The following is a 20758-nucleotide window of genomic DNA, read 5'->3' as shown; positions in this document are numbered from 1 at the left end:
GTTTCCACTGGATTGGCGTGTCGTGGTTGCGGCTCCAATTGCGGGGAACACGCATGGGCGCCGGTGCCAGAACAGCGGCGAACACCGTAGGCTCGTCGCGACGAACACGTCGCTGGACGCTGAGGAGCGCACGATTGTGAATCCAGGGGATGTCAACCTCCAGCAGTTGCTGGAGCAGGCTCAGCTGATGCAGCAGCAGCTCGTCACCGCACAGCAGGAGCTCAGCGATGCCGAGGTCGAGGGGAGCGCCGGGGGCGGGCTCGTGGTCGCGACCGTGAACGGGAGCGGCGAGCTGCTGGAGCTCGAGATCAGCCCGACCGCCATCGACACGAGTGATCCGGAGGAGACCGCCGAGACGGTCGCCGATCTCGTCCTGGCCGCCGTCCGCGACGCCGTACGGGCCGCGGCCGAGCTGCAGCAGGAGAAGCTCGGCCCGCTCGCGCAGGGACTCGGAGGCGGCCTCGGTCAGCTGCCGGGGTTCTAGAAGCCATGTACGAAGGGGTCGTCCAGAATCTGATCGACGAGCTGGGGCTGCTGCCCGGCGTCGGTCCCAAGAGCGCGCAGCGCATCGCCTTTCACCTTCTCGCCACGGATCCGGCGGACGTGAAGCGGCTGGCGCACGCGCTTCTCGAGGTCAAGGAGAAGGTCCGCTTCTGCCGGATCTGCGGCAACGTCGCCGCGGAGGAGGAGTGCCGGATCTGCCGTGACCAGCGGCGCGACCCGCATGTGATCTGCGTCGTCGAGGAGTCCAAGGACGTCGTGGCGATCGAGAAGACCCGCGAGTTCCGTGGCCGCTACCACGTGCTCGGCGGGGCGATCAGCCCGATCGACGGCGTGGGCCCCGATGACCTGAAAATCCGCGAGCTGATGGCGCGGCTGGCCGACGGCCAGGTGACCGAGCTGATCCTCGCGACCGACCCGAACCTCGAGGGTGAGGCGACGGCCACCTACCTGGCCAGGCTCGTCAAGCCCCTGGGACTGAAAGTGACACGACTGGCCAGCGGTCTGCCGGTGGGCGGTGACCTCGAATACGCCGACGAGGTCACCTTGGGCCGCGCTTTCGAAGGACGGAGGCTGCTGGATGTCTGACGAGTTCGACGACCTGGCCGCACGCATCGCCGGGCACGCGCAGAACTACATCGACGGTCTGACCCGCCTGGCGGGCGGCGAGGGCGGCGACGCGATCCTGCCGCTGCTCCTGGTCGAGGTGGCGCAGGTGAGCCTCGCGGGCACCCAGCTCGGCGCCATGCAGGACGTCATCCTGCAGGGCAACTTCGAGCCGGCGCTGAGCGAGGATCCCGACATCGACCCGCTCCGTACGGCTCTCGCCGCACGGCTGGGCCCGGTGGACGACTACGCCGAGGTGTTCGACCCGTACAAGGACACGGTGGTCACGCCGTACCGGCTGTCGGATGATCTCACGGCGGTGGCGGCGGACCTGATCCACGGGCTGCGGCACTACCGGGCGGGGCGTCCGCTGGAGGCCCTGTGGTGGTGGCAGTACTCCTACTTCAACACGTGGGGCAACCACGCCGGGGCGGCGCTTCGCGCGCTCCACGGCCTGGTCGCGCACACCCGCCTTGACGTGGTGGAAGAGAGCACGACCGTCTGACCGTCCACATGCACCGTCCACATGCTGGTCTAACCCAGTTGGGTCGCTGGGCCCCCCAAGTACACTGTGAGCTCCACGCCTGATTTCGTTCGGAGATTCCAGTGGCGCTCGTTGTCCAGAAGTACGGTGGTTCGTCCGTCGCCGACGCGTCCCGCATCAAGCAGGTCGCCCAGCGGATCGTCGCGACGAAAAAAGCCGGCAACGACGTCGTCGTGATCGTCTCCGCTATGGGGGACACCACCGACGAGCTGCTCGATCTGGCACAGCAGGTGTCCCCGCTGCCTCCGGGCCGCGAGCTGGACATGCTGCTGACCTCCGGCGAGCGGATCTCGATGGCGCTGCTCGCCATGGCGATCGCCAACCTGGGCCACGAGGCGCGCAGCTTCACCGGTTCCCAGGCCGGCGTCATCACCGACTCGACGCACGGCAAGGCCCGCATCATCGACGTGACCCCCGGCCGGATCCGGGGGGCGCTGGACACGGGCCAGATCGCGATCGTCGCCGGTTTCCAGGGCGTGTCGCAGGACACCAAGGACATCACGACGCTCGGCCGGGGCGGCTCGGACACCACGGCCGTCGCGCTGGCGGCCGCGCTCGGGGCCGACGTCTGCGAGATCTACACCGACGTGGACGGCATCTTCACCGCCGACCCGCGCATCGTCTCGACGGCCCGCCAGATCCCGCGGATCTCCTATGAGGAGACACTGGAGATGGCGGCCTGCGGGGCCAAGATCCTGCATCTGCGCTGCGTGGAGTACGCCCGCAGGTTCAACCTGCCGATCCACGTCAGAAGCTCGTTCAGCACCAGGGAAGGCACGTGGGTCGTCTCCGACCCCAAGATCGAAGGAACCCAGATGGAGCAGCCCATCATCTCCGGAGTCGCGCACGACCGGAGCGAGGCCAAGATCACTGTGGTCGGGGTGCCCGACAAGGTCGGAGAGGCTGCCACGATCTTCAGGACGCTGGCGGACGCCGAGATCAACATCGACATGATCGTGCAGAACGTGTCGGCGGCGGCGACCGGGCGGACCGACATCTCCTTCACGCTGCCGACGAACGACAGCCAGACGGCTCTCACGGCGCTGAAGAAGATCCAGAGCCAGGTGGCCTTCGAGTCGCTGCTGTACGACGACCAGATCGGCAAGGTGTCGCTGATCGGGGCGGGGATGCGGTCGCACCCGGGTGTCACCGCGAAGTTCTTCAGCGCCCTGGCGGACGCGGGCGTCAACATCGAGATGATCTCCACCTCGGAGATCCGCATCTCGGTCGTCGTGGGGCAGAACGAGGTGGACCAGGCCGTCACGGCCGCGCACCGGGCGTTCGACCTCGACGCGGACCAGGTCGAGGCCGTTGTGTATGGAGGTACCGGACGATGAGTCGCAAGCCCACCCTCGCCGTCGTCGGCGCCACCGGTGCCGTGGGCACCGTCATGCTGGACATCCTGACGAACCGGACCGACCTGTCCGACGCGTACGGAGAGATCCGCCTGATCGCCTCGCCGCGGTCGGCCGGGAAGGTCCTCCAGGTCCGCGGGGAGGACGTCGTCGTCCAGGCCCTGTCCCCGGAGGCGTTCGACGGGGTCGACATCGCCATGTTCGACGTGCCCGACGAGGTGTCCGCCGAGTGGGCGCCGATCGCGGCGTCGCGCGGCGCGGTGGCCGTGGACAACTCCGGCGCCTTCCGCATGGACCCGGACGTGCCGCTCGTGGTGCCCGAGTGCAACCCCGAGCAGGCGCTGAACCGGCCCAAGGGGATCATCTCCAACCCCAACTGCACGACGCTGTCGATGATGGCCGCCATCGGCGCCCTTCACCGCGAGTACGGCCTGCGTGAGCTGGTCGTCTCCTCCTACCAGGCGGTGTCGGGCGCTGGCGTGGCCGGCCCGGAGCGGCTTTACGCGGAGATCGAGGCGGTCGCCGGTGACCGGACCATGGGCACGGTGGCCGGTGACGTGCGCAAGGCCGTCCCCGACCTGGCCGACTCGCCGTTCCCCGCTCCGCTGGTGCTCAACGTCGTGCCGTGGGCGGGCTCGCTCAAGGACGACGGCTGGTCCTCCGAGGAGCTCAAGGTCCGCAACGAGTCGCGAAAGATCCTCGGCATCCCGGACCTCAGGGTCTCGGCTACCTGCGTTCGCGTCCCCGTCGTGACCACGCACTCGCTGGCCGTCCACGCGACGTTCGACCGGCCGGTGACCGTGGAGGGCGCCCACGCGATCCTGGAGGCCGCCCCGACCGTGGTGCTGCTGGACGACCCGGCGAACGGCGTCTTCCCGACCCCGGCGGACGTCGTGGGCACCGACCCCACCTACGTCGGCCGGATCCGCCAGGCGCTCGACTTCCCGAACACCCTGGACCTGTTCGTGTGCGGCGACAACCTCCGCAAGGGGGCCGCGCTCAACACCGCCGAGATCGCCGCCCTGGTGGCCACCGAGTTCCTCGCAGGCTGACCGCGGGGAGACCACCACGGGAGCTACCGGATCACCGGAACACCGGTCACCGGTCACCGGTCACCGGTAGAGGATGTCCCAGTGGCTGGGCTCGTCCGCGTAGATGTCGGTGTCGGGAGGCGGCGGCAGGCCCGGAAACAGCCACGGGCAGTAGAGGGCCGCGCCGTCTCCCCGGGTCTTCCAGAAGCGGAAGGTCCCGGTGATGTACGCGTCGATGCACTTGTTGTGGTCGATGTCGACTTTGAACCCGTTCTGGTGGCTGTAGTAGCCGCGGGAGTGGCCGACCTCGGTCCCGCCGGTGATGGTGATCATGCATTTGCTGGCCCGCTTGAGCTCGATCGTCTGCGTCAGCGTGCCGTACCTGATGGAGCTCAGGGATGTGCACTCGCGCCGCTGCGGGTCGGTGCAGTGGCCGGACGACCGCCAGCCCAGACCGGCCGCCTGAAGGAGGCGCATGGCGTCCGGCTGGGCGAGCCGGACGTTGGCGGCTGAGCCGTTCGCGGTGGTGCCGGATGCGGCCTGGGCCTGGGCCCCCACCGTGCCGCCGAGGCTCCCCGTCACTGTCGCCGGGGTGGCGGCGGGCGTGGCGGCCACAGCGGCGGCCACAGCGGCGGCCACAGGGTCGGCGGCGAGGACGGCCGGCCCTTGGGTCTCCGCGATGGAAGGCGCGGCGGCCGGGCTTTCCGGCGCCGGTCCCTCCGATGTGGAACTCCCCGGCGTAGGCCTCCCCGGCGCGGGGCTCTCCGGCGTATGGATCTTCGCCGTGGGCGGGAGGCCGGGCGGCGTCGGCGTGGCCGTGTGCGCCGTCGGCGGTGCCGTGGCGAAGCCGCCGGGCGGAGTGGTCAGGTGCGCGGGCAGGGACGTCAGGACGACGGTCGTCATCCCGGCCAGCCCCCACCACGGCGGACGGATGTCCATGTGTGTTCCCCGGTCGCTCATCTGTCGGTGGCGGGGGAGCTCGCCATGGTGATCGATCCCACATTCCGGTGTCCGGCATTCCCGCGGCGCGGCGGAATTTGCGAAGGACTGTCGATCATCTGGCGGGTCCATGACCGGACGTGGGCCGGAGCCGTACAGTGACGTGCGTGGCCGAGAAGACACGGGAGCTGATCGTCGAGACGGCCCTCCGGTTGTTCAGAGAGCGGGGCTTCGAGGCGACGACGATGCGGGCGATCGCCGCCGAGGCCGGCGTGTCGGTGGGGAACGCCTACTACTACTTCACGTCGAAGGAGCAGTTGATCCAGGCGTACTACGACCGCGCTCAGGCGGAGCACGAGGCCGCGTGCCGCGAGGTCCTGGCCGTCGAGAGATCGTTTGCCGGGCGGCTCGGCGGCGTGCTTCGGGCGTGGGTGCGGATCTCCGAGCCGTACCACGAGTTCGCGGTCAAGTTCTTCAAGCACGCGGCCGAGCCGAGCAATCCGCTCAGCCCGTTCAGCGCGGAGTCGGCCCCGGCGCGCGAGTCGGCGATCGCCATCTACCTGGAGGTGGTGGACGGCTGCGCCGACCGGATGGACTCCGAGTTGCGGGCCGAGCTGCCCGAGCTGCTCTGGCTGCTGTCGATGGGCGTCGTGCTGTTCTGGGTCCACGACACCTCACCGGGCTGCGAACGCACCTACCGGCTGATCGACTGCACGGTCCCGCTGGTGGACCGGCTGGTCGGGCTGTCACACCTGCCGGGCATCCGGGGGGTGGCCCGGGACTTCATCGAGGTGGTCCGCGAACTTCGCGTCTGAACCGCCGGCCGACCAGCCCAGCAAGCCATACCGTCCGGTTGGTACGGTCAGGGCTTCAAAGGATTCTCCCGGAAGGAGTGGCCGTGGACCGTTGGGGCATCACGATCCCGTTCTTCGACGAGACGCTGACCGAGTCGAAGGCGCTGATCGCGGAGTTGCCGGAGCTGGGATACACCGACGCCTGGTCGGCCGAGGTGAGCGGCACGGACGGGTTCGTCCCGCTCGCCTTGGCCGCCGATTGGGCGCCCGGCCTGCGGCTGGGCAGCGCCATCGTGCCGGTCTCCACGCGCGGCCCCGGTTTGCTCGCCATGTCGGCCGCGACGCTGGCCGACGTGGCCCCCGGCCGGTTCGTGCTCGGCATCGGCGCGTCCTCGCCCGTCATCGTGGAGCGCTGGAACGCCGGGGAGTTCGTCAAGCCGTACGCCCGCACCCGTGACACCCTGCGGTTCCTGCGCGCCGCCCTGGCCGGGCAGAAGGTCACCGAGAGCTACGAGACCTTCCAGGTGAACGGCTTCCGGCTGGAGCGGGCTCCCGCCGTCCCGCCGAAGATCGTGTTGGCCGCGCTGCGCCCGCGCATGCTCCGCCTGGCCGCGAGCGAGGCGGACGGCGCGATCACCAACTGGGTGTCACCCCAGGACGTACGGAAGGTCCGCGCCGAACTGGGGCCGGAGACCGAGCTCATCGCCCGGCTGTTCGTCGTGGTGAGCGAGGACGCCGGGCGTGTGCGCGAACTCGCCCGCCGGATGCTGGCCGCCTATCTCACCGTGCCGGTGTACGCGGCCTTCCACGACTGGCTCGGGCGCGGCGACGTGTTGCGGCCCATGCACGAGGCGTGGGCGGCGGGGGACCGGCAGGCCGCGGTCAAGGCCATCCCGGACGAGGTCGTGGACGATCTCATCGTGCACGGCGATGCCGCGACATGCCGCGCCCGGATCCGGGAGTATGTGGCGAGTGGCCTGGACACCCCTGTCCTGGCCCCGCTGCCGGGCGGCGACGTCCCGGTCGCGCAGGCCGTACGGTACCTGGCCCCCGGTCTCGGATAACCGGGTCTCGGGCCCGGAGGGAGGATCGGGATGCGGAGGCCGCCCGGCCTGATCGCGGCGCGTGGAGCACTGTCCGCCGCGTTGTCTGCCGCGTTGTCTGCCGCGTTGTCTGCCGCACTGTCTCCCGCACGGTCCGCACTGTCTCCCGCGCCGCGTGCCGTGGTTCGTGCCGTGATCTGTGCCGTGGTCTGTGCCGGGGTGTGCGCCGCCCTCGCCGGCTGCTCGCCGTCCTCCACCGAGACCGGTGACTCGACCGGTAAGGCGCCTGAGACGACGAGAACCTCGGCGAAGGCGTCCCCCGCGTCGCCTGTGTCCCCCGGTATGTCCACAGGCTGTGGAAAAACTCCGCCGATCGGAGGCAGAAACCAGGTCCGGGTTCACGGGATCAAGCTCGACTACGTGCTCAGCATGCCGGTCGGCTTTCCGAACACGTCGCCCGCGCCGCTCGTGCTCAACTACCACGGCCTGGGGTCGAACGCCGTCCAGCAGGACGCCTACACCCGGCTGCCGATCGCGGGGACCAACCTCGGCTACATCATTGTCACTCCTGAGACAGTTTCGGGCTTGCCGGGATGGATCCTGCCCGGCTTCGGCAGGGGCCCGTCGCGGGCGCAGCAGGTCGAGATCCGAGCGGCCCGGGTGCTGCTCGACCACCTCGAGGCGACGTTGTGCGTCGACAGGACCAGGGAGTTCGCCGCGGGTATGTCCAACGGTGCCGGGATGGCGGCCGCGCTCGTCTGCGGGCTCGGCGGGCGGCTCGCGGCGGTCGCGCCGGTCAGCGGCATCACGATCGCCAGGCCCTGCGCCCACCCCCGCCCGACCTCGATCATCACGTTTCATGGCACCGCCGACCAGGTCGTGCCGTACGGCGGGGGCCGGGTGAACCTGCCGGCCCAGATCCGCGGGTTCTCGGTGCCCGCCTGGCTCAGGAGCGTGCGGCTTCCGCCTTTCGAGACGACCCTGTCGCGGTGGACGGCTTCGATGGCCTGCGGCCGGGGTGTGGAAAGCAGGCCGGCCTCCGATGTGGCGCTCCGGACGTTCCGCTGCGGGGGAGGCGCGACGGTCGAGGCGTACGTCATCGACGGCGGTGGGCACACCTGGCCGGGCGGCATCCAGCTCGGCGCGCTGGGGAGGACCACCAGGCTCGATGCCACCGGCCTCATCCTCCAGGCGTTCAGCCGGCACGCGGCCGCCCGCTAGCCGCCCCGGTAGCCGCCCCGGAACGCTGGGAACGGTCCGCACGTTGAGCGAGGTGGCACGTTAATGAAAGTGCAAAGCGGGCAGATTGCCTCCCGGAGGTGGCCATCATGGCGAAGGCAGGACGTGCGGCGGCGACCTGGCGTGCCTACCAGGAGGTGTCCCGGCCCGGATCACCCGGCCTGGGGGCCCGGATCAAGGCGCTGCCCCGGATGGTCCGCGCGGCGGCGAGGGGCGACTACCCCGGGCTCGGCAAGGGCAAGCTCGCAATGCTGGGCATGGCCGTCGCCTACATCGTGTCCCCGATCGACGCCATCCCCGACTTCCTGCTCGGCATCGGCGTCGTGGACGACTTCGGCGTGCTCATCTGGCTGGTGACGGCGCTGCTCGGAGAGGGCGGCCGCTACGTGGAGTGGGAGAACACCCGTATCCCGACTGACGGTCGTCGCTCTGCCCCCTGACGGACAGCGTGACCGGCGACCCGCCTGGAGCGCCAGCACATCGACACGGGGCGGCGGCCGGTTCCTCACCGTGCCGCGCGTGCCGGGCGACGACCGGGTGGTGCTCGACTTCAACCGCGCGTACGTGCCGCCGTGCGGATTCTCCCCCCACTTCAACTGCCCCCTGCCCCCGCCGCAGAACCGCTTCGACGTGGCCATCGAGGCCGGGGAGAAGCGCCCGGTCTTCCGGGGACGGCTTCGGCGCGCACTGAGTTCTCCGGCGGGCAGCGGCAGCGCATCGCCATCGCCCGCGCCACGGGAGACCCGCGGGCTGACGGTCGTGATGGTGTCGCACGACCTCGCCGTGGGGACTACAGCTCCTCCATGCGGAGCCAGGCGCGGGAGGGCAGCGGGTGCCCGAACAGGCGGGCCGCGTTGCCGTACGCGACTCGGGCGAGGTCGGCGGGCGGCAGGCTGCCGAGGTTGCGGGCGACCGCGCGCTGGTTGTCGGGCCAGTTCGACTCCGCGCGAGGGTAGCCGCTCTCCAGCAGCACGTGCTCCATGCCGACCGCGAGCCGTACCGCCCCGAGCGCGCTGTCGTCGAGCGTGCCAAAGAAGAAGTTGCGCCGGAGCACCTCGCTCGGCTTGAGGCCGCCGTCCCAGCCCGCCTCGGAGGCGACCGGGTGGTCGAGCGCGTAGTCGGCCCGCTCCGCCAGCATCGGCAGCCAGCTGACGCCGCCCTCCACGATCAGGATCCGCAGTGCGGGGAACCGCAGCGGCACGCCCGACCAGAGCCAGTCCGCGCACGCGAACATCGCGCTCGCGGGGATCAGCGTGGTGATCGCCTCGATCGGGGTGTCCGTCGAGGGCACGGGGGCCCAGGAGGACGCTCCGGTGTGCAGGCAGACGACCGTGCCGGTCTCCTCGCAGGCGGCGAAGAACGGGTCCCAGTGGCGGCTGTGGATCGACGGGAGCCGCAGCCTCGTGGAGAACTCGGGGAACACCACGGCCTTGAAGCCGCGGGCCGCGTTGGCCCTGATCTCCTTGGCCGCCACCTCGGGGTCGGGTAGCCAGGGGAGCTGCAGCGCGATCATCCGCTCGGGGTAGGTGCCGGCCCACACGTCCACGTGCCAGTCGTTCCACGCCTTGACGAGGGCCAGGCCGAGATCCTGGTCGCGGGTCCTGGCGAACGGCATGCCGGCCTGGGTCGCGAGCATGCCCGGGAAGCACAGGGCCGCCCAGACACCCGCGCGGTCCATGTCGGCGATCCGCTCCTCGATGTCGTAGCAGCCGGGCCGCATGTCCTCGAAGCGGACGGGGTCGAGCGTCCACTGCTCCTTCGGCAGGCCCGCGCCCACGTCGAGCCCGGCGCACGGATAGGTCGTCCCGGCGTACCGCCACACCTGGTGGCCGGCATCGGTCTCCACGACCTTGGGCGCCTGGTCCTTGTACTTCTCCGGCAGGCGGCCCTCGAAGAGATCAGACGGCTCGATCAGATGATCGTCGACCGATATGATCACGTAGTCCCGCCGCCTCGGCTCTGGGTCGGGATGCAGCGGCGTCGTCACGGTAGTAAACGTTAGAGCCTAGGGATAACACCGAACAAGCTGCAAGGTCTCCGGTTGGTATCCGTTCGTTCACCGCGTGATGTCACGATCTTGTAAAGCCGCCCTGGTCGAGGGGCTCGGCGTCCTCCGCCGGGTCCTGCTCCGGATCCTGCTCCGGATCCTGCTCCGGACCCTGGGGGGCCTCCCGGGCCGACTGGAGGTCGCGGGCCTCGCGCCGGATGAGGAGCGCCCAGCCGCCGACCGCCACGCCGATGAACAGCCACCACTGCACGGCATAGGCCAGGTTGAGGCCACCGCCGCCGCCCACGTCGGGCGCCGGCACCGGCTCCGGCGCGGGCCCGCCCTGCGGCCGCTGCCCGGTCAGCTCCACGAACCCGCCGAACAGCCGGTACGGCAGGGCCTTCTCGATGCCGGCCGTGTTGATGAGCAGGACCTGGCCGGGGGGCAGTCCGGAGCGGTTCCTGATGCCCGTGGAGTCCTCCGTCTCGGTGGGCCGGAGCCGTCCGGTGACCGTCACCTCGCCGGACGGAGGCGGCGGAATCACGGGCGGCGCCTCGGCGGTCGCGCCCGCCGGCACCCAGCCTCGGTTGACCAGGACGGCTCCCTGCGGGGTGATCAGCGGCGTGACCACGTAGAACCCGAGGCGGCTGTTCTGGGTCCGCCGCCTCACCGCCAGCTCGCGCCCTGTGTCGTAGTGCCCGGTGACGGTGACCAGGCGGTACTTCGCCGAGTCCGGTACGGCCGCGCCCACCGAGTCGAGCCGGGTCAGCGGCACCGGCGGTGTGCCCAGGTTGGCGGTGATCCGGCTGCTCGCGGCCGACCGCTCCTCGAACCGCCCGTACTGCCACTTCCCCAGGAAGAGGAAGGCGGGGATCAGCGCGAGCACGAGCAGGTGGAGCCCGACCCAGCGCGGCGTGAGGAGGAACCGGTACACGTGACCAGCCTAGGCAGAGGGGGGAGTGGTCCTGCTTCCAGCGTCCTGTGCCGGCTCTGTCAGTGCCGGCTCTGTCAAGCCGAGGCGCTCCACCGGGCGCCCGGACCCGGGCGAGGGGTGACCTCGCGAGGGCCGGCGACCTCGTGGCCCTCGGCGCAGCGCAGGTGCAGCCGGACGGGCGCGCCGCAGTCCCGGTGGGTGACGATCATCGGAGCGCCGTCCTGGTCGGCCAGGTGGCGATCACCCCAGTGCATCAGCGAGATCAAGATCGGGTAGAGGTCGAGGCCCTTCTGGGTGAGGCGGTACTCGTCGCGCTGCCGCTGTCCGGGCTCCTGGTAGGGCTCCTTGCGCAGCAGCCCCTCCGCCACCAGCCGGGCGAGCCGCGCGCTCAGCACCTGCCGGGGCGCGCCCGTGCCCGCCTGGAAGTCGGCGAAGCGCCGCACCCCGTTGAACGCCTCGCGCAGGACCAGGAACGTCCACTTCTCGCCGAGCACGGCGAGCGTCCGCTCGATCGAGCAGTTGTCCACCCGGTAGCGCCGCATGTCAGGCATCGTAAGTCCATTTGCGCCCGGCTCTTTGACCGGATTTGCAGAACAAGGTTCTGTTAGGACACCATTAAGCACGTGAAGAGCGCGAAGAACGGGCGAGACGGCCGCACCCGGATCATTGAGGGCGCGTTGCGCCGCTTCAGCCAGGACGGTGTGTCCGCCACCACGCTCGCCAGCCTCCGCGAGGAGAGCGGCGTCAGTGTGGGAAGTTTCTATCACCACTTCGCGAGCAAAGAACACGTTTTCGGCGTGTTGTACTCCGAGATACTCCAGATGTACCAGGACGCCTTCGTCGGCGAGCTCATCCGCCACGACGACGCCCGCAGCGGGATCGAGGCGATCGTCGCCCTCCACATGGCCTGGTGTGGCGAGCATCCCGAGCGGGCGCGGATCCTCGTCAGCGAGCGGCCGCCCCGCCGCGAGGAGCCGGGCGGCCCCGAGGTCACCGAGCTCAGGCGCACGTTCTTCCGCCAGGTGTCCGACTGGTGGCGGCCCCACATGAAGGACGGCCTGCTCCGGCCGGTCCACGCCACCATGTGCTACGTCCTGTGGCTCGGCCCTGCCCAGGAGATGTGCCGCCTGTGGTTCACCGGGGCGCACCAGCCGACCGAGGAGGAGATCCGCGGGCTCGGCGAGGCCGCGTGGAACAGCCTCAGGATGCCCTGACCATCGGCGGGACCATCGGCGGGACCATGGGCGGGATCATCGGCGGGACCAGTGGAAGGCCACGGGTGCGGACGCGCCAGACCCGCTCGTCGAGCGAGATGTCCAGCCGCAGGTCGTGACGCCGGCGGCGCATTCCCGGCACCCGGATCCGGTCGTGCACGTCGTACCGCCCGCGCCGGACGTACCCGAAGCCCAGCTCTCCCGGGTAGACGCGGATGTCGTCCCGGTTGCCGCAGCGCGGGCACGTCCACGCGACGAGATCCCTGCCGCGGTTGTAGTCGTGGCAGGCGCTGAAGTACTCGTCGGGGTGGAAGCGGGACTCGCAGGCCAGGCAGGGGATCATCATCGCGGGGTTCCTCGGGACGGCGGCTACCCGTCAGTCTTAGGGCCCACCCCTTGAAGGGGACTTGCAGCGCGCTTATCCCCGCGTGCGGCGATCGGCCGGAGAAGGTCCACCGGGCCGCCGGCTCACGATAGATTCGTTCCGTGGACGCCTCATCTGACCTGGTCCGACGGCTTCGTGACAGGTTTGTCGAGTCCGGCTACACGATCGACGGCGTGCGGGAGCGGCTGGGCGACATGGCCGCGTCGGCCCTCGCCCGCGAGGAGATCGTCCCCGCGATGCGCGCGACCAGGGACGGCGACCCGCTCGCCGTGCTCATCCGCCTGTGGTGGCTGGGCGCGCCGGTCAGCATGGCCGCCGCCGACCTGCCGCTGCACGACCTGATCGAGGCCGGGCTGCTCGTCCGGCTCGGCGACGCCGTACAGGCCACGGTGCATCTGCAGCCGTGGGACACCGGCTCGGGCGCGCCGGCCTGGGTGGTGTCCGACCGCAAGGTGCGGCCCGGCGACCCCGCGATCCGGGGCGACCACGTCGTCGGCGCGGGCGGCGCGTCGGCGAACCTCGCCCAGCTCGGAGTGACGGGGCCCGTCGGCAGAGCGCTCGATCTGGGCACCGGCTGCGGCGTCCAGGTCCTGCACCTGGCCGGGCGGGCGGAGGAGATCGTCGCGACCGACGTGAACCGCAGGGCGCTGCGGCTGGCCGGGCTGAGCTGGCGCCTCTCCGGCGTCCCCGAGGTCGACGCCCGCGAGGGCTCGATGTACGACCCGGTCGGCGGCGAGCGCTTCGACCTGGTCGTCTCCAACCCGCCGTTCGTCATCTCGCCCGCGGCCCGGCTCACCTACCGCGAGTCCGGCTTCCGCGGCGACGACTTCTGCCGCGATCTCGTACGGCTCACGCCCCGGCACCTCGGCCACGGGGGACACGGCCGGCTCCTCGCCAACTGGCTGCACGTGAAGGGCGAGGACTGGCAGGACAGGGTGGGCGGCTGGCTGGCGGAGACCGGCTGCGACGGCTGGGCCGTGCAACGTGACGTGCAGGACCCCGCGGAGTACGTCGAGTTGTGGCTGCGCGACTCGGCGGAGCAGGGCACCTCGGCCTACCGGGAGCGGTACGACGAGTGGCTCGCGTGGTTCGAGTCGATGGACGTGACCGGCGTCGGGTTCGGCTGGATCGCCCTGCACAACTCGGGCGCGATGGACCCGGTCGTCCGCGTGGAGGAGCTCCCTCAGCAGGTCGAGCTTCCGGTCGGCGCGCAAGTGGAGGAGATCCTCGAAGCGATCAAACTGGGCCACCGGATGACCGACGAGGACCTGCTCGACGCGTTCCTCGCCGTGGCGGACGGGGTGGTCGAGGAGCGGATGGGGCCGCCGGGCGCCGACGACCCGTCGCGGATCGTCCTCCGGCAGACGCGGGGGCTGCGCCGTACGACCGCCGTGGGGACGGTGGAGGCGGCGCTCGCCGGAGTATGCGACGGAGACCTGCCGGTGCGGCCACTGCTCGCCGCGATCGCCGAACTCCTCGGTGAGGACCCCGCCGGCCTGCTGCGACGCGCGCCGGAGACGCTGCGGCCACTCGTCGCCGAGGGCTACTTCCGCGTTGCACAAGCCCGTGCAAGCACGCGTTGATCGGACGTTGACCGCGAACCACGACCCTGGTCATGGGCGCGGGTCTGGGGGGGTTCGAGATCCGCGCCAAGTCCGGCCGGCCGTCCTAGTGAGGCGGCTAGCCGTCACCAGGCGCTCCGGAAGCACCGGGCCCCCTGCGCACCTGGTGGTGGTCCGACGGCCGGCCGGGCGCACCCAACCTTTGGAAACGGAGACAGCGTGATCAACCACGTCCGGATGACGCGGATGGACGACGACCTACGTTTCGACCTGGTCGAGCTCCAGGAGGAGGGCCCGGACGTCCTCAGCCTCGGGGGAGCCGAGCCGGGTGAAGAGGTCGAGGGCCTTGACTAGGGCGTCCCGCCCGCGCTGGGTCTCGCCCATGCCGCGCAGGGCCTTCCCGAGCGCGGCCAGCGACTGGGCCTCGCCGTACGGGTGAGTGATCTCGCGGCTGACGGTCAGCGCCTGATCGGCGTGCCGCGCCGCCTCCGCGAACCGCCCGGCCGCGATGAACGTGGCCGCGAGCCGGTAGCAGACCCGCTGCTCCCACACCCGCTGGTTGCTCGCCCGGAAGAAGGCCAGGCACTCGGCGTGGTGGACGACGGCCTCGTTGAGCCGGCCGACGTAGGACAGGACGGTGCCGAGGTGGTAGCGGGCGCGGGCGATGCCGGCGCCGCTGCCGATCTCCGTGAAGATGGCCAGGCCCCGCTCGGACGCGGCGATGGCGTCCTCGGGGTGCCCGAGACCCATGTGGTCGCGGGCCGAGTAGCTCAGCACCAGGGCCTCGCCCGCCGGGTTGCCGACCTCGCGATAGACGGTCGTCGCCCGGTCGAACCATTCCAGGGCCTCGGTGTGGCGGCGCTGCCGCCCGGCCACCACCGCGAGGGCGTTGCACGTCTCCCCGAGCACGATGTGGTCCCCGGTGTCCTCCCCGAGCGCCCGCGCCGCGAGGAACTGCTCCTCGGCCTCGGAGAGCCGGTTGGCCCCGAACAGGACACGCCCCAGCACGTAGCGGCAGCGCATCTCGCTGCGCCGGTCGCCGACGCGCCGCGTGGCGTCCAGCATCACCGCGACGCGTTTTTCGAAGTCCCGCTGGTTCGTCCCCGACTCCAGCAGCGGCTCCATCGCGAGCAGCAGGTCGGCCGCCGGGAGGAGGTCCTCACCGCCGCTCGCCGGCTCGGCGGCCTGGCCGATGGCGGCGAACAGGTCCTCGGCCTCGGCCGACAGCCAGGCCACCGCCTCGTCGGCCGACGAGAACGTGTGGCCGTGCGGCCCGATCACCATGAGGTTGTCCGCGACCGCGCTGCCCTCGTACGCGAGCCGGTGGGCCGACCTCGCGGAGGCCAGATAAAAACCCAGCAGGCGCCGCAGCGCGAGCGCCCTGGCCGCCGGGTCGTCGGTGTCCTCCGCCTGCCGCCGGGCGAAGAGCTTCAGCAGGTCGTGGAAGCGGTACCGCCCGGGAGCCGGGGCCTCCAGCAGGCTGGCGTCGACGAGCGACTCCAGCAGGTCCTCCGCGCCGACCGGGCTCAGATCCAGTACGGCCGCCGCCGCGAGGACGGAGATGTCCGACCCGGCGGGCAGCGAGAGCAGCCGGAACGCCCTGGCCTGCTGGGGGTCGAGCTGGCCGTAGCCCAGCGCGAAGGTGGCGGACACCGCCAGGTTGCCGATCTTCATCTCGTCGAGGCGGCGGCGCTCGTCGGCGAGCCGGGGGACGAGGGAGGCCACCGTCCACGAGGGGCGGGCGGCGAGCCGGGCCGCCACGATGCGGACCGCCAGCGGAAGGAAGCCGCACGCGGCGACCACGTCCATGGCGGCGGCGCGCTCGGCGGCCACCCGCTCCGGCCCGGCCACCGCCCCCAGCAGCGAGAGAGCCTCGTCGGGTTCCATAACGTCGAGGTCGATGAGCCGCGCCGACGGCAGGTCGGCCAGCTTGCCGCGGCTCGTGATGATCGCCGCGCAGCCGGCTGACCCGGGCAGCAGGTGCTCCACCTGCTCGGCGTCGCGGGCGTTGTCGAGCAGTACGAGCATGCGGCGGTCGGCCAGCAGCGACCGGAACAGGGCCGACCGGTCCGCCAGGCCGTCGGGGATGACGTCGACCGGGATGCCGAGGGCCCGCAGGAACGCCACCAGCGCGGTCTCGGGAGGGGTCGGCTCCTGGCCGTATCCGCGCAGGTCCGCGTAGAGCTGGCCGTCGGGGAACAGGTCGTCGGCCAGATGCGCCACATGGACGGCGAGCGTCGTCTTGCCCACGCCGCCGATGCCGGACATGGCGGCGACCGGCACCCCCTCGCCGCCGCCGCGGAGCAGGCCGAGCAGCCGGTGGACGAGCCCGGCGCGGCCGGTGAAGTCGCTCACGGCGGCCGGAAGCTGCGCCGGTTTCGGCATCTCGACGGCTGGTCCGGGCTCCGCCGCGTCGTCCTCGCCGGTCTCGGGCAGGGGCGTGAGCCGTACAGAATCGGAGGTCTTCGCGAGCGTGAGGGACCGGTCGGCGGACAGGATGCGGCGGTGCAGCTCCGTCAGCTCGGTGCCCGGCTCGATCCCGAGCTCCTCGATCAGGGCGTCCCGGGTGTCGGTGAAGACGGACAGGGCCTCGGCCTGTCGCCCGCAGCGGTAGTACGCCAGCATCAGCTGGGCGCGCAGCCGCTCGCGCAGTGGGTGGTCCGCGGTCAGGGCGATCAGCTCGGAGACCACCTCGGCGTGCCGCCCCAGCTCCAGGTCGAGCTCCATCAGCGTCTCGACGGTCGCCATGCGGCGCTCGATGAGCCGGTCGCGCTGGTGGTCGGCGTACGGCCCGACCGCGCCGGCCAGCGGCTCCCCCGACCAGAGGGCGAGGGCGTCACGCAGGAGGCGGGCCGCCTCGTCCATCCGGCCCGATCGGCGGGCGGCCTCCGCGGCGGCGGCCTCCCGCTCGAAGACGCCGAGGTCGAGCCTGGCCGTCTCCAGGCGCAGCGCGTAGCCGCGCCCGACGGAGGTGAGCAGCTCGGGACGGGTCCGGGGGGAACGTTCCGGCTCCAGGACGGTCCGGAGGCGGGAGACGTAGGTGCGCAGGGCACCGAGCGCGCGAGGCGGCGCGTCCTCGCCCCACACCGCGTCGATCATCTCGGCCGGCGTGACCGCGCGACCCTCCCGGAGGAGCAGCATCGCGAGGATCGAACGCTGCAACGGCGTGCCCAGATCCAGCTCGACGCCGCCGCGCCAGGCCAGGACGGGTCCGAGCACGGCGAAGCGGAGGCCGTCCTCGGTGACGTCATCAGGCATGTGCGCTTTTCTCCCAATGGCAAGTTTTCCGACCAAATGATAGATCCCGCAGCGCGGGACCAATAGGGAAGGTCTTTGTCGTTCATCCACGCGTTGATCGGCCGTTGATCGGGTGTTGAGCGCCGATCCCCATCCTGAGATCACCGAGGCATGGCCCCTGCGGGGGCGGCCATGTCTTGGTTCAGGTCCTCCTTCAGGGACTGAAAGCGGCTTGCAAACGGGGTGTCAGGCAGGTGAAAGCGGCTTGCAGGCGGGCGGCCCTATCAATGGCTTGCACCCGGAAAGCAGCCGGGGGATCGTCCTCAACCACAGGAGAACCGAAATGCGTCGCTCCGTCCGCACCGTCATTGGTCTCGCCGCCACGACCGCCGCCCTCGCCGTCGGCGTCCCGGCCCTCTCGACGGCCGCCAACGCCTCCACGGCCTCGGCCGCCTCCGCCTCGTCCGACTACGACGGCTACTGGGGCCCGTACTGGTCGAGCAACCACCTCGCCAAGGCCAAGGGCTACATCGACGTCAACTACGACGACGACGAGTCCAACAGCGTCCACATCACCGGCAAGCTGTGGGACCTCGACCACCGCACCGAGGATGAGGGCGGCAAGTGCGCCTACATCAAGTTCCGCGTCCAGAACTGGGAAGACGAGGAGGACGACTGGTCCTCGAGCTTCAAGTCGTACAAGTACTGCGGGGCCGGCGGCTACAAGCAGTTCAACTTCTACCGCTACGACGTCGCGCAGGTCCAGGCCAAGGTCTGCCAGATCGGTCTGAACAGCAGCTACCCGGTGAAGTGCGGCTCGTGGCACGACCTGTACAACGCCTACGACGACGACTACGACTACGAGGCGTGACCGCGCCCGGCCGCCTGGTCGAACTCACCCAATCGCACTCACACAGACGCGGCCCGTCCCCTCTTCAGGGGGCGGGCCGCGCCGCTTCTCCGATGTTCCGTTGTTCCGTGTGGTCGAAGGGTCAGGCGGCCGCTTCCACGAGGCTCAGCCTCGCGCGGAGGCGTTCTCGAAGGGCGGGCCATTCGGGGCGGAGGATCGAGTAGTACGCCGTATCTCGGACCGTGTCGTCGGCGCCTCGGCTGTCCGCTCGTCGCACACCGTCCAGGTGCGCGCCGAGGGCCTCGATGGCGGCCCGGGATCGGGTGTTGCGTACGTCGGCCTTGAGGGTGATCCGGTGAACCTGCCAGGTCTCGAACGCGAGGGAGAGCATCAGGAACTTGCTCTCCCTGTTCACACCGGTTCCCTGGGCCGACGCCGCGAGCCAGGTGTAACCGATGTCCGCCACGGACGGGACCTCGCCGACCACACCCTTGGTACCGGGAGGCCAAGGCATCGGCCCCTGCCAGTACTCCAGGTTCATCAGACGGGTGGCACCGACCACACGGTCGGTGTGCAGCCACCGGATGGCGAAGGGCATCGTGCGGCCCTCCGCCTGCTCAGCCAAGGAGGCCTCCACGTAGGAGACCATCTCTTCCCGGCAAGCGGGAACGCGAGTGAAGGCGTACGTCGAACGGTCTTCACTCGCCGCGGCGACGAGGTCGTCGAGCACCGCGAGGCTGAGCGGTTCCAGGCGCACGGAGCGCCCGGACAGGGTGACAAAAGCGGGCATGAGCACATGATGGGGTCTGCGTAAGTTGGCCGGAACCAAATGACACGAGGCATCTTGTGGGGCCTCAGGTTAATCGAGCCGCTCGCCGAGAAAACCGCAGGTCAGAGGGCCAAATTCGAGCTGGCCGCCCGGCCGTGCCGGGTAAAGATTTGGGCAAAGATCGCAAACGGCCTCAGGGCGTGCCGAGCCAGGCCGGCAGGGCCTGCTTCAGGGCACCGAGGTCCACCTGGTCGGCGTCCGCGGCCCAGGCCACGAACCCGTCCGGCCGCACGAGCAGTCCGGCCAGCTCGGGCCGCTCGGGGAAGCTCGCCGGGACCACCTTGAGCCGCTCGCCGTACCCTCCGGCCAGGGCGTGCGGCTCATCGTCGGGGCCGATGAGCAGTGCCCTGCCGTCGTGGAGCTGGTCGGCGAGCCTGGACCCGTCGGCGAGCTCCAGGTCCGGCGCGCTGCCGCCGACCAGCGGGTGCCCGCCGTCCATGTCGTACCGCTGCCACACTCCGGAGATCTTCTTGGCGAAGTAGGTCGTGCCGGTGACGGTGTCGATGAGTTCGGTCATCACCTGGCGGAGCGCTCGGGCGCGCGGGTCCGGCCGCATCAGCGCCACCTGGGCGCGCGTCCAGTCCAGCACCCAGGCGCCGATCGGATGCCGTTCGGCGGTGTAGGTGTCCAGCAGCCCCTCGGGCGCCCATCCCCGCACGGTCGCCGCGAGCTTCCACCCGAGGTTCATCGCGTCTCCCAGGCCCAGGTTGAGGCCCTGGCCGCCGAACGGCGAGTGGACGTGGGCGGCGTCGCCTGCGAGCAGCACCCGGCCGAGCCGGTAGGTCGTGGCCTGGCGCGCGTTGTCGGTGAACCGGGTCGCGGTCTTGACCCCGGTCACGACGACATCCGTCCCGCTGACATTGCGGATCGAGGCCTGCAGTTCGTCGGCCGTGACGGGGGCGTCCCGATCGGCGGGCGTGCCGCCGAACTCGACGGTGAGGATGCGGCCCGGCACGGGCCCGTGGGCGTAGACGCCCGTCGGCGTGGCGTGCCAGCCCCTCCCCAGAGACTCGGCCCCTTCCATCTCCACCAGGGCCTGGTGTGCGCTGATCTCGGGCTCGGTGCCGGGGAAGTCGAATCCGGCGAGCTTGCGGACCGTGCTCCTGCCCCCGTCGCAGCCCACCAGCCAGCGGCCGCGGACGGGCTCCCGGGTGGTGGTCACGGTGACTCCGTCGGCGTCGGCGGCGAAGCCGGTCACCTCGACTCCACGGCGCACCTCGGCCCCGAGCTCGGCGGCCCGCTCAGCGAGCAGGACCTCCAGTTGCTGCTGGCTCACCAGGCCGATCAGATCGGCCGGGCCGTGGCCGGTGAGGCCGGGATCGGACGCGTCGAGCCGGTCGGCGCTGAGCATGATGGCGGCGAAGTGGCCGGCGAACCTCGGCGGCGGCTGGACGGGGCCTCCCTCCGGGGCCCGCTGCCGCGCGAACCCCGTGACGGCCTCCATGTTGCGCTCGTGGGCCTCCCGGAGGGCCGGCAGCATGCCGCGCCGGTAGAGCGCCTCCACGCTGGGCGTGTTCAGCGCCCCGGCCTTGATCGTCGGGTCCACCTCGGCCAGCCGTTCCAGCACCACTACCGAGACTCCTCCGAGCCGCAGTTCGCAGGCCAGCATCAGCCCCACCGGGCCGCCGCCCGCCACCACCACGTCGACGTCGTACGAGGACATGTCACTCCCTTGGAAGGTTTGTACAGTCGATAGAAAGTTACATCG

20 protein-coding genes and 1 pseudogene are annotated in these 20758 nt (G+C 70.9%); 13 read left to right on the top strand and 8 right to left on the bottom strand.

Features of this window, described 5'->3' with window-relative positions; all coding sequences use genetic code 11:
* Nucleotides 1-136 precede the first annotated feature (136 nt).
* From N5079_RS33740 to N5079_RS33720, 5 genes are all read left to right on the top strand, one after another.
* On the top strand, nt 137-484 hold the full coding sequence (locus N5079_RS33740) for a YbaB/EbfC family nucleoid-associated protein (protein WP_261588279.1): 348 nt from the start codon (nt 137-139) through the stop codon (nt 482-484).
* A gap of 5 nt (nt 485-489) precedes the next feature.
* On the top strand, nt 490-1089 hold the full coding sequence (gene recR, locus N5079_RS33735; protein WP_261588278.1) for a recombination mediator RecR: 600 nt from the start codon (nt 490-492) through the stop codon (nt 1087-1089).
* Entirely contained in the window at nt 1082-1612 is a 531-nt protein-coding gene (locus N5079_RS33730; protein WP_261588277.1) for a DUF5063 domain-containing protein, read from the top strand. Before recR ends, N5079_RS33730 begins: the two co-directional genes overlap by 8 nt.
* A 101-nt stretch (nt 1613-1713) precedes the next feature.
* Nucleotides 1714-2988: an aspartate kinase gene (locus N5079_RS33725; RefSeq protein ID WP_261588276.1), complete on the top strand. Its 1275-nt coding sequence runs from the start codon at nt 1714-1716 to the stop codon at nt 2986-2988.
* On the top strand, nt 2985-4058 hold the full coding sequence (locus N5079_RS33720) for an aspartate-semialdehyde dehydrogenase (RefSeq protein ID WP_261588275.1): 1074 nt from the start codon (nt 2985-2987) through the stop codon (nt 4056-4058). Before N5079_RS33725 ends, N5079_RS33720 begins: the two co-directional genes overlap by 4 nt.
* Before the next feature lie 60 nt (nt 4059-4118).
* Here N5079_RS33720 and N5079_RS33715 read toward each other — a convergent pair whose 3' ends face one another.
* Entirely contained in the window at nt 4119-4976 is an 858-nt protein-coding gene (locus N5079_RS33715; protein ID WP_261588274.1) for a hypothetical protein, read from the bottom strand.
* A 167-nt stretch (nt 4977-5143) separates the two neighbouring features.
* Here N5079_RS33715 and N5079_RS33710 point away from each other — a divergent pair, with 167 nt between their 5' ends.
* The 5 genes and pseudogenes from N5079_RS33710 to N5079_RS35715 form a co-directional block, all read left to right on the top strand.
* Nucleotides 5144-5791 (top strand): TetR/AcrR family transcriptional regulator, encoded by a 648-nt coding sequence (locus N5079_RS33710; RefSeq protein WP_261588273.1) that lies wholly within the window; start codon nt 5144-5146, stop codon nt 5789-5791.
* Nucleotides 5792-5874: 83 nt separating this feature from the next.
* Nucleotides 5875-6834, top strand: coding sequence for an LLM class F420-dependent oxidoreductase (locus tag N5079_RS33705; protein WP_261588272.1), 960 nt, complete (start codon nt 5875-5877; stop codon nt 6832-6834).
* 399 nt (nt 6835-7233) lie between these two features.
* Nucleotides 7234-8034 (top strand): alpha/beta hydrolase family esterase, encoded by an 801-nt coding sequence (locus N5079_RS33700; RefSeq protein ID WP_261588271.1) that lies wholly within the window; start codon nt 7234-7236, stop codon nt 8032-8034.
* Nucleotides 8035-8141: 107 nt separating this feature from the next.
* The gene (locus N5079_RS33695; RefSeq protein WP_261588270.1) at nt 8142-8492 is read left to right on the top strand and encodes a YkvA family protein; all 351 of its coding nucleotides are present in this window, start codon (nt 8142-8144) and stop codon (nt 8490-8492) included.
* Nucleotides 8467-8694: pseudogene (locus tag N5079_RS35715) on the top strand (DUF1684 domain-containing protein); the annotation flags it as partial. The gene N5079_RS33695 and the pseudogene N5079_RS35715, both read left to right, overlap by 26 nt.
* 148 nt (nt 8695-8842) lie before the next feature.
* Here the strand turns inward: N5079_RS35715 and N5079_RS33690 are convergent.
* From N5079_RS33690 to N5079_RS33680, 3 genes are all read right to left on the bottom strand, one after another.
* Nucleotides 8843-10039: an amidohydrolase family protein gene (locus N5079_RS33690; RefSeq protein WP_261588269.1), complete on the bottom strand. Its 1197-nt coding sequence runs from the start codon at nt 10037-10039 to the stop codon at nt 8843-8845.
* A gap of 82 nt (nt 10040-10121) precedes the next feature.
* Nucleotides 10122-10973 carry an SURF1 family protein gene (locus tag N5079_RS33685; RefSeq protein ID WP_261588268.1) on the bottom strand — a complete coding sequence of 284 codons (852 nt, stop codon included), beginning with the start codon at nt 10971-10973 and terminating at the stop codon, nt 10122-10124.
* Nucleotides 10974-11047: 74 nt separating this feature from the next.
* Complete coding sequence (locus N5079_RS33680; RefSeq protein WP_261588267.1) at nt 11048-11524, bottom strand: winged helix-turn-helix transcriptional regulator; 477 nt, start codon at nt 11522-11524, stop codon at nt 11048-11050.
* A 72-nt stretch (nt 11525-11596) separates the two neighbouring features.
* On the opposite strand from N5079_RS33680, the gene N5079_RS33675 reads away from it, so the two are divergent.
* The gene (locus N5079_RS33675) at nt 11597-12187 is read left to right on the top strand and encodes a TetR/AcrR family transcriptional regulator (RefSeq protein ID WP_261588266.1); all 591 of its coding nucleotides are present in this window, start codon (nt 11597-11599) and stop codon (nt 12185-12187) included.
* Here the strand turns inward: N5079_RS33675 and N5079_RS33670 are convergent.
* Nucleotides 12174-12533 carry a hypothetical protein gene (locus N5079_RS33670; RefSeq protein WP_261588265.1) on the bottom strand — a complete coding sequence of 120 codons (360 nt, stop codon included), beginning with the start codon at nt 12531-12533 and terminating at the stop codon, nt 12174-12176. The two genes, N5079_RS33675 and N5079_RS33670, sit on opposite strands and share 14 nt — an antisense overlap.
* A 140-nt stretch (nt 12534-12673) precedes the next feature.
* On the opposite strand from N5079_RS33670, the gene N5079_RS33665 reads away from it, so the two are divergent.
* Nucleotides 12674-14155 (top strand): class I SAM-dependent methyltransferase, encoded by a 1482-nt coding sequence (locus N5079_RS33665; protein WP_261588264.1) that lies wholly within the window; start codon nt 12674-12676, stop codon nt 14153-14155.
* 237 nt (nt 14156-14392) lie between these two features.
* Here the strand turns inward: N5079_RS33665 and N5079_RS33660 are convergent, their stop codons facing one another.
* Nucleotides 14393-17392, bottom strand: coding sequence for an AfsR/SARP family transcriptional regulator (locus tag N5079_RS33660; protein ID WP_261588263.1), 3000 nt, complete (start codon nt 17390-17392; stop codon nt 14393-14395).
* A gap of 322 nt (nt 17393-17714) precedes the next feature.
* Between N5079_RS33660 and N5079_RS33655 the strand changes: the two genes are divergently transcribed.
* Nucleotides 17715-18242, top strand: coding sequence for a hypothetical protein (locus N5079_RS33655; RefSeq protein ID WP_261588262.1), 528 nt, complete (start codon nt 17715-17717; stop codon nt 18240-18242).
* A 121-nt stretch (nt 18243-18363) separates the two neighbouring features.
* Here N5079_RS33655 and N5079_RS33650 read toward each other — a convergent pair whose 3' ends face one another.
* Together N5079_RS33650 and N5079_RS33645 are read right to left on the bottom strand one after the other, a co-directional pair.
* Nucleotides 18364-19011 (bottom strand): GNAT family N-acetyltransferase, encoded by a 648-nt coding sequence (locus tag N5079_RS33650; protein WP_261588261.1) that lies wholly within the window; start codon nt 19009-19011, stop codon nt 18364-18366.
* 172 nt (nt 19012-19183) lie between these two features.
* Nucleotides 19184-20713: an FAD-dependent oxidoreductase gene (locus tag N5079_RS33645; RefSeq protein WP_261588260.1), complete on the bottom strand. Its 1530-nt coding sequence runs from the start codon at nt 20711-20713 to the stop codon at nt 19184-19186.
* Nucleotides 20714-20758: the final 45 nt, after the last annotated feature.

The sequence above is a fragment of the Planotetraspora sp. A-T 1434 genome (genome assembly GCF_025420585.1).
Classification (GTDB): Bacteria; Actinomycetota; Actinomycetes; order Streptosporangiales; family Streptosporangiaceae; genus JAOEGB01.
This window is presented reverse-complemented; position numbering and strand designations above follow the sequence as displayed.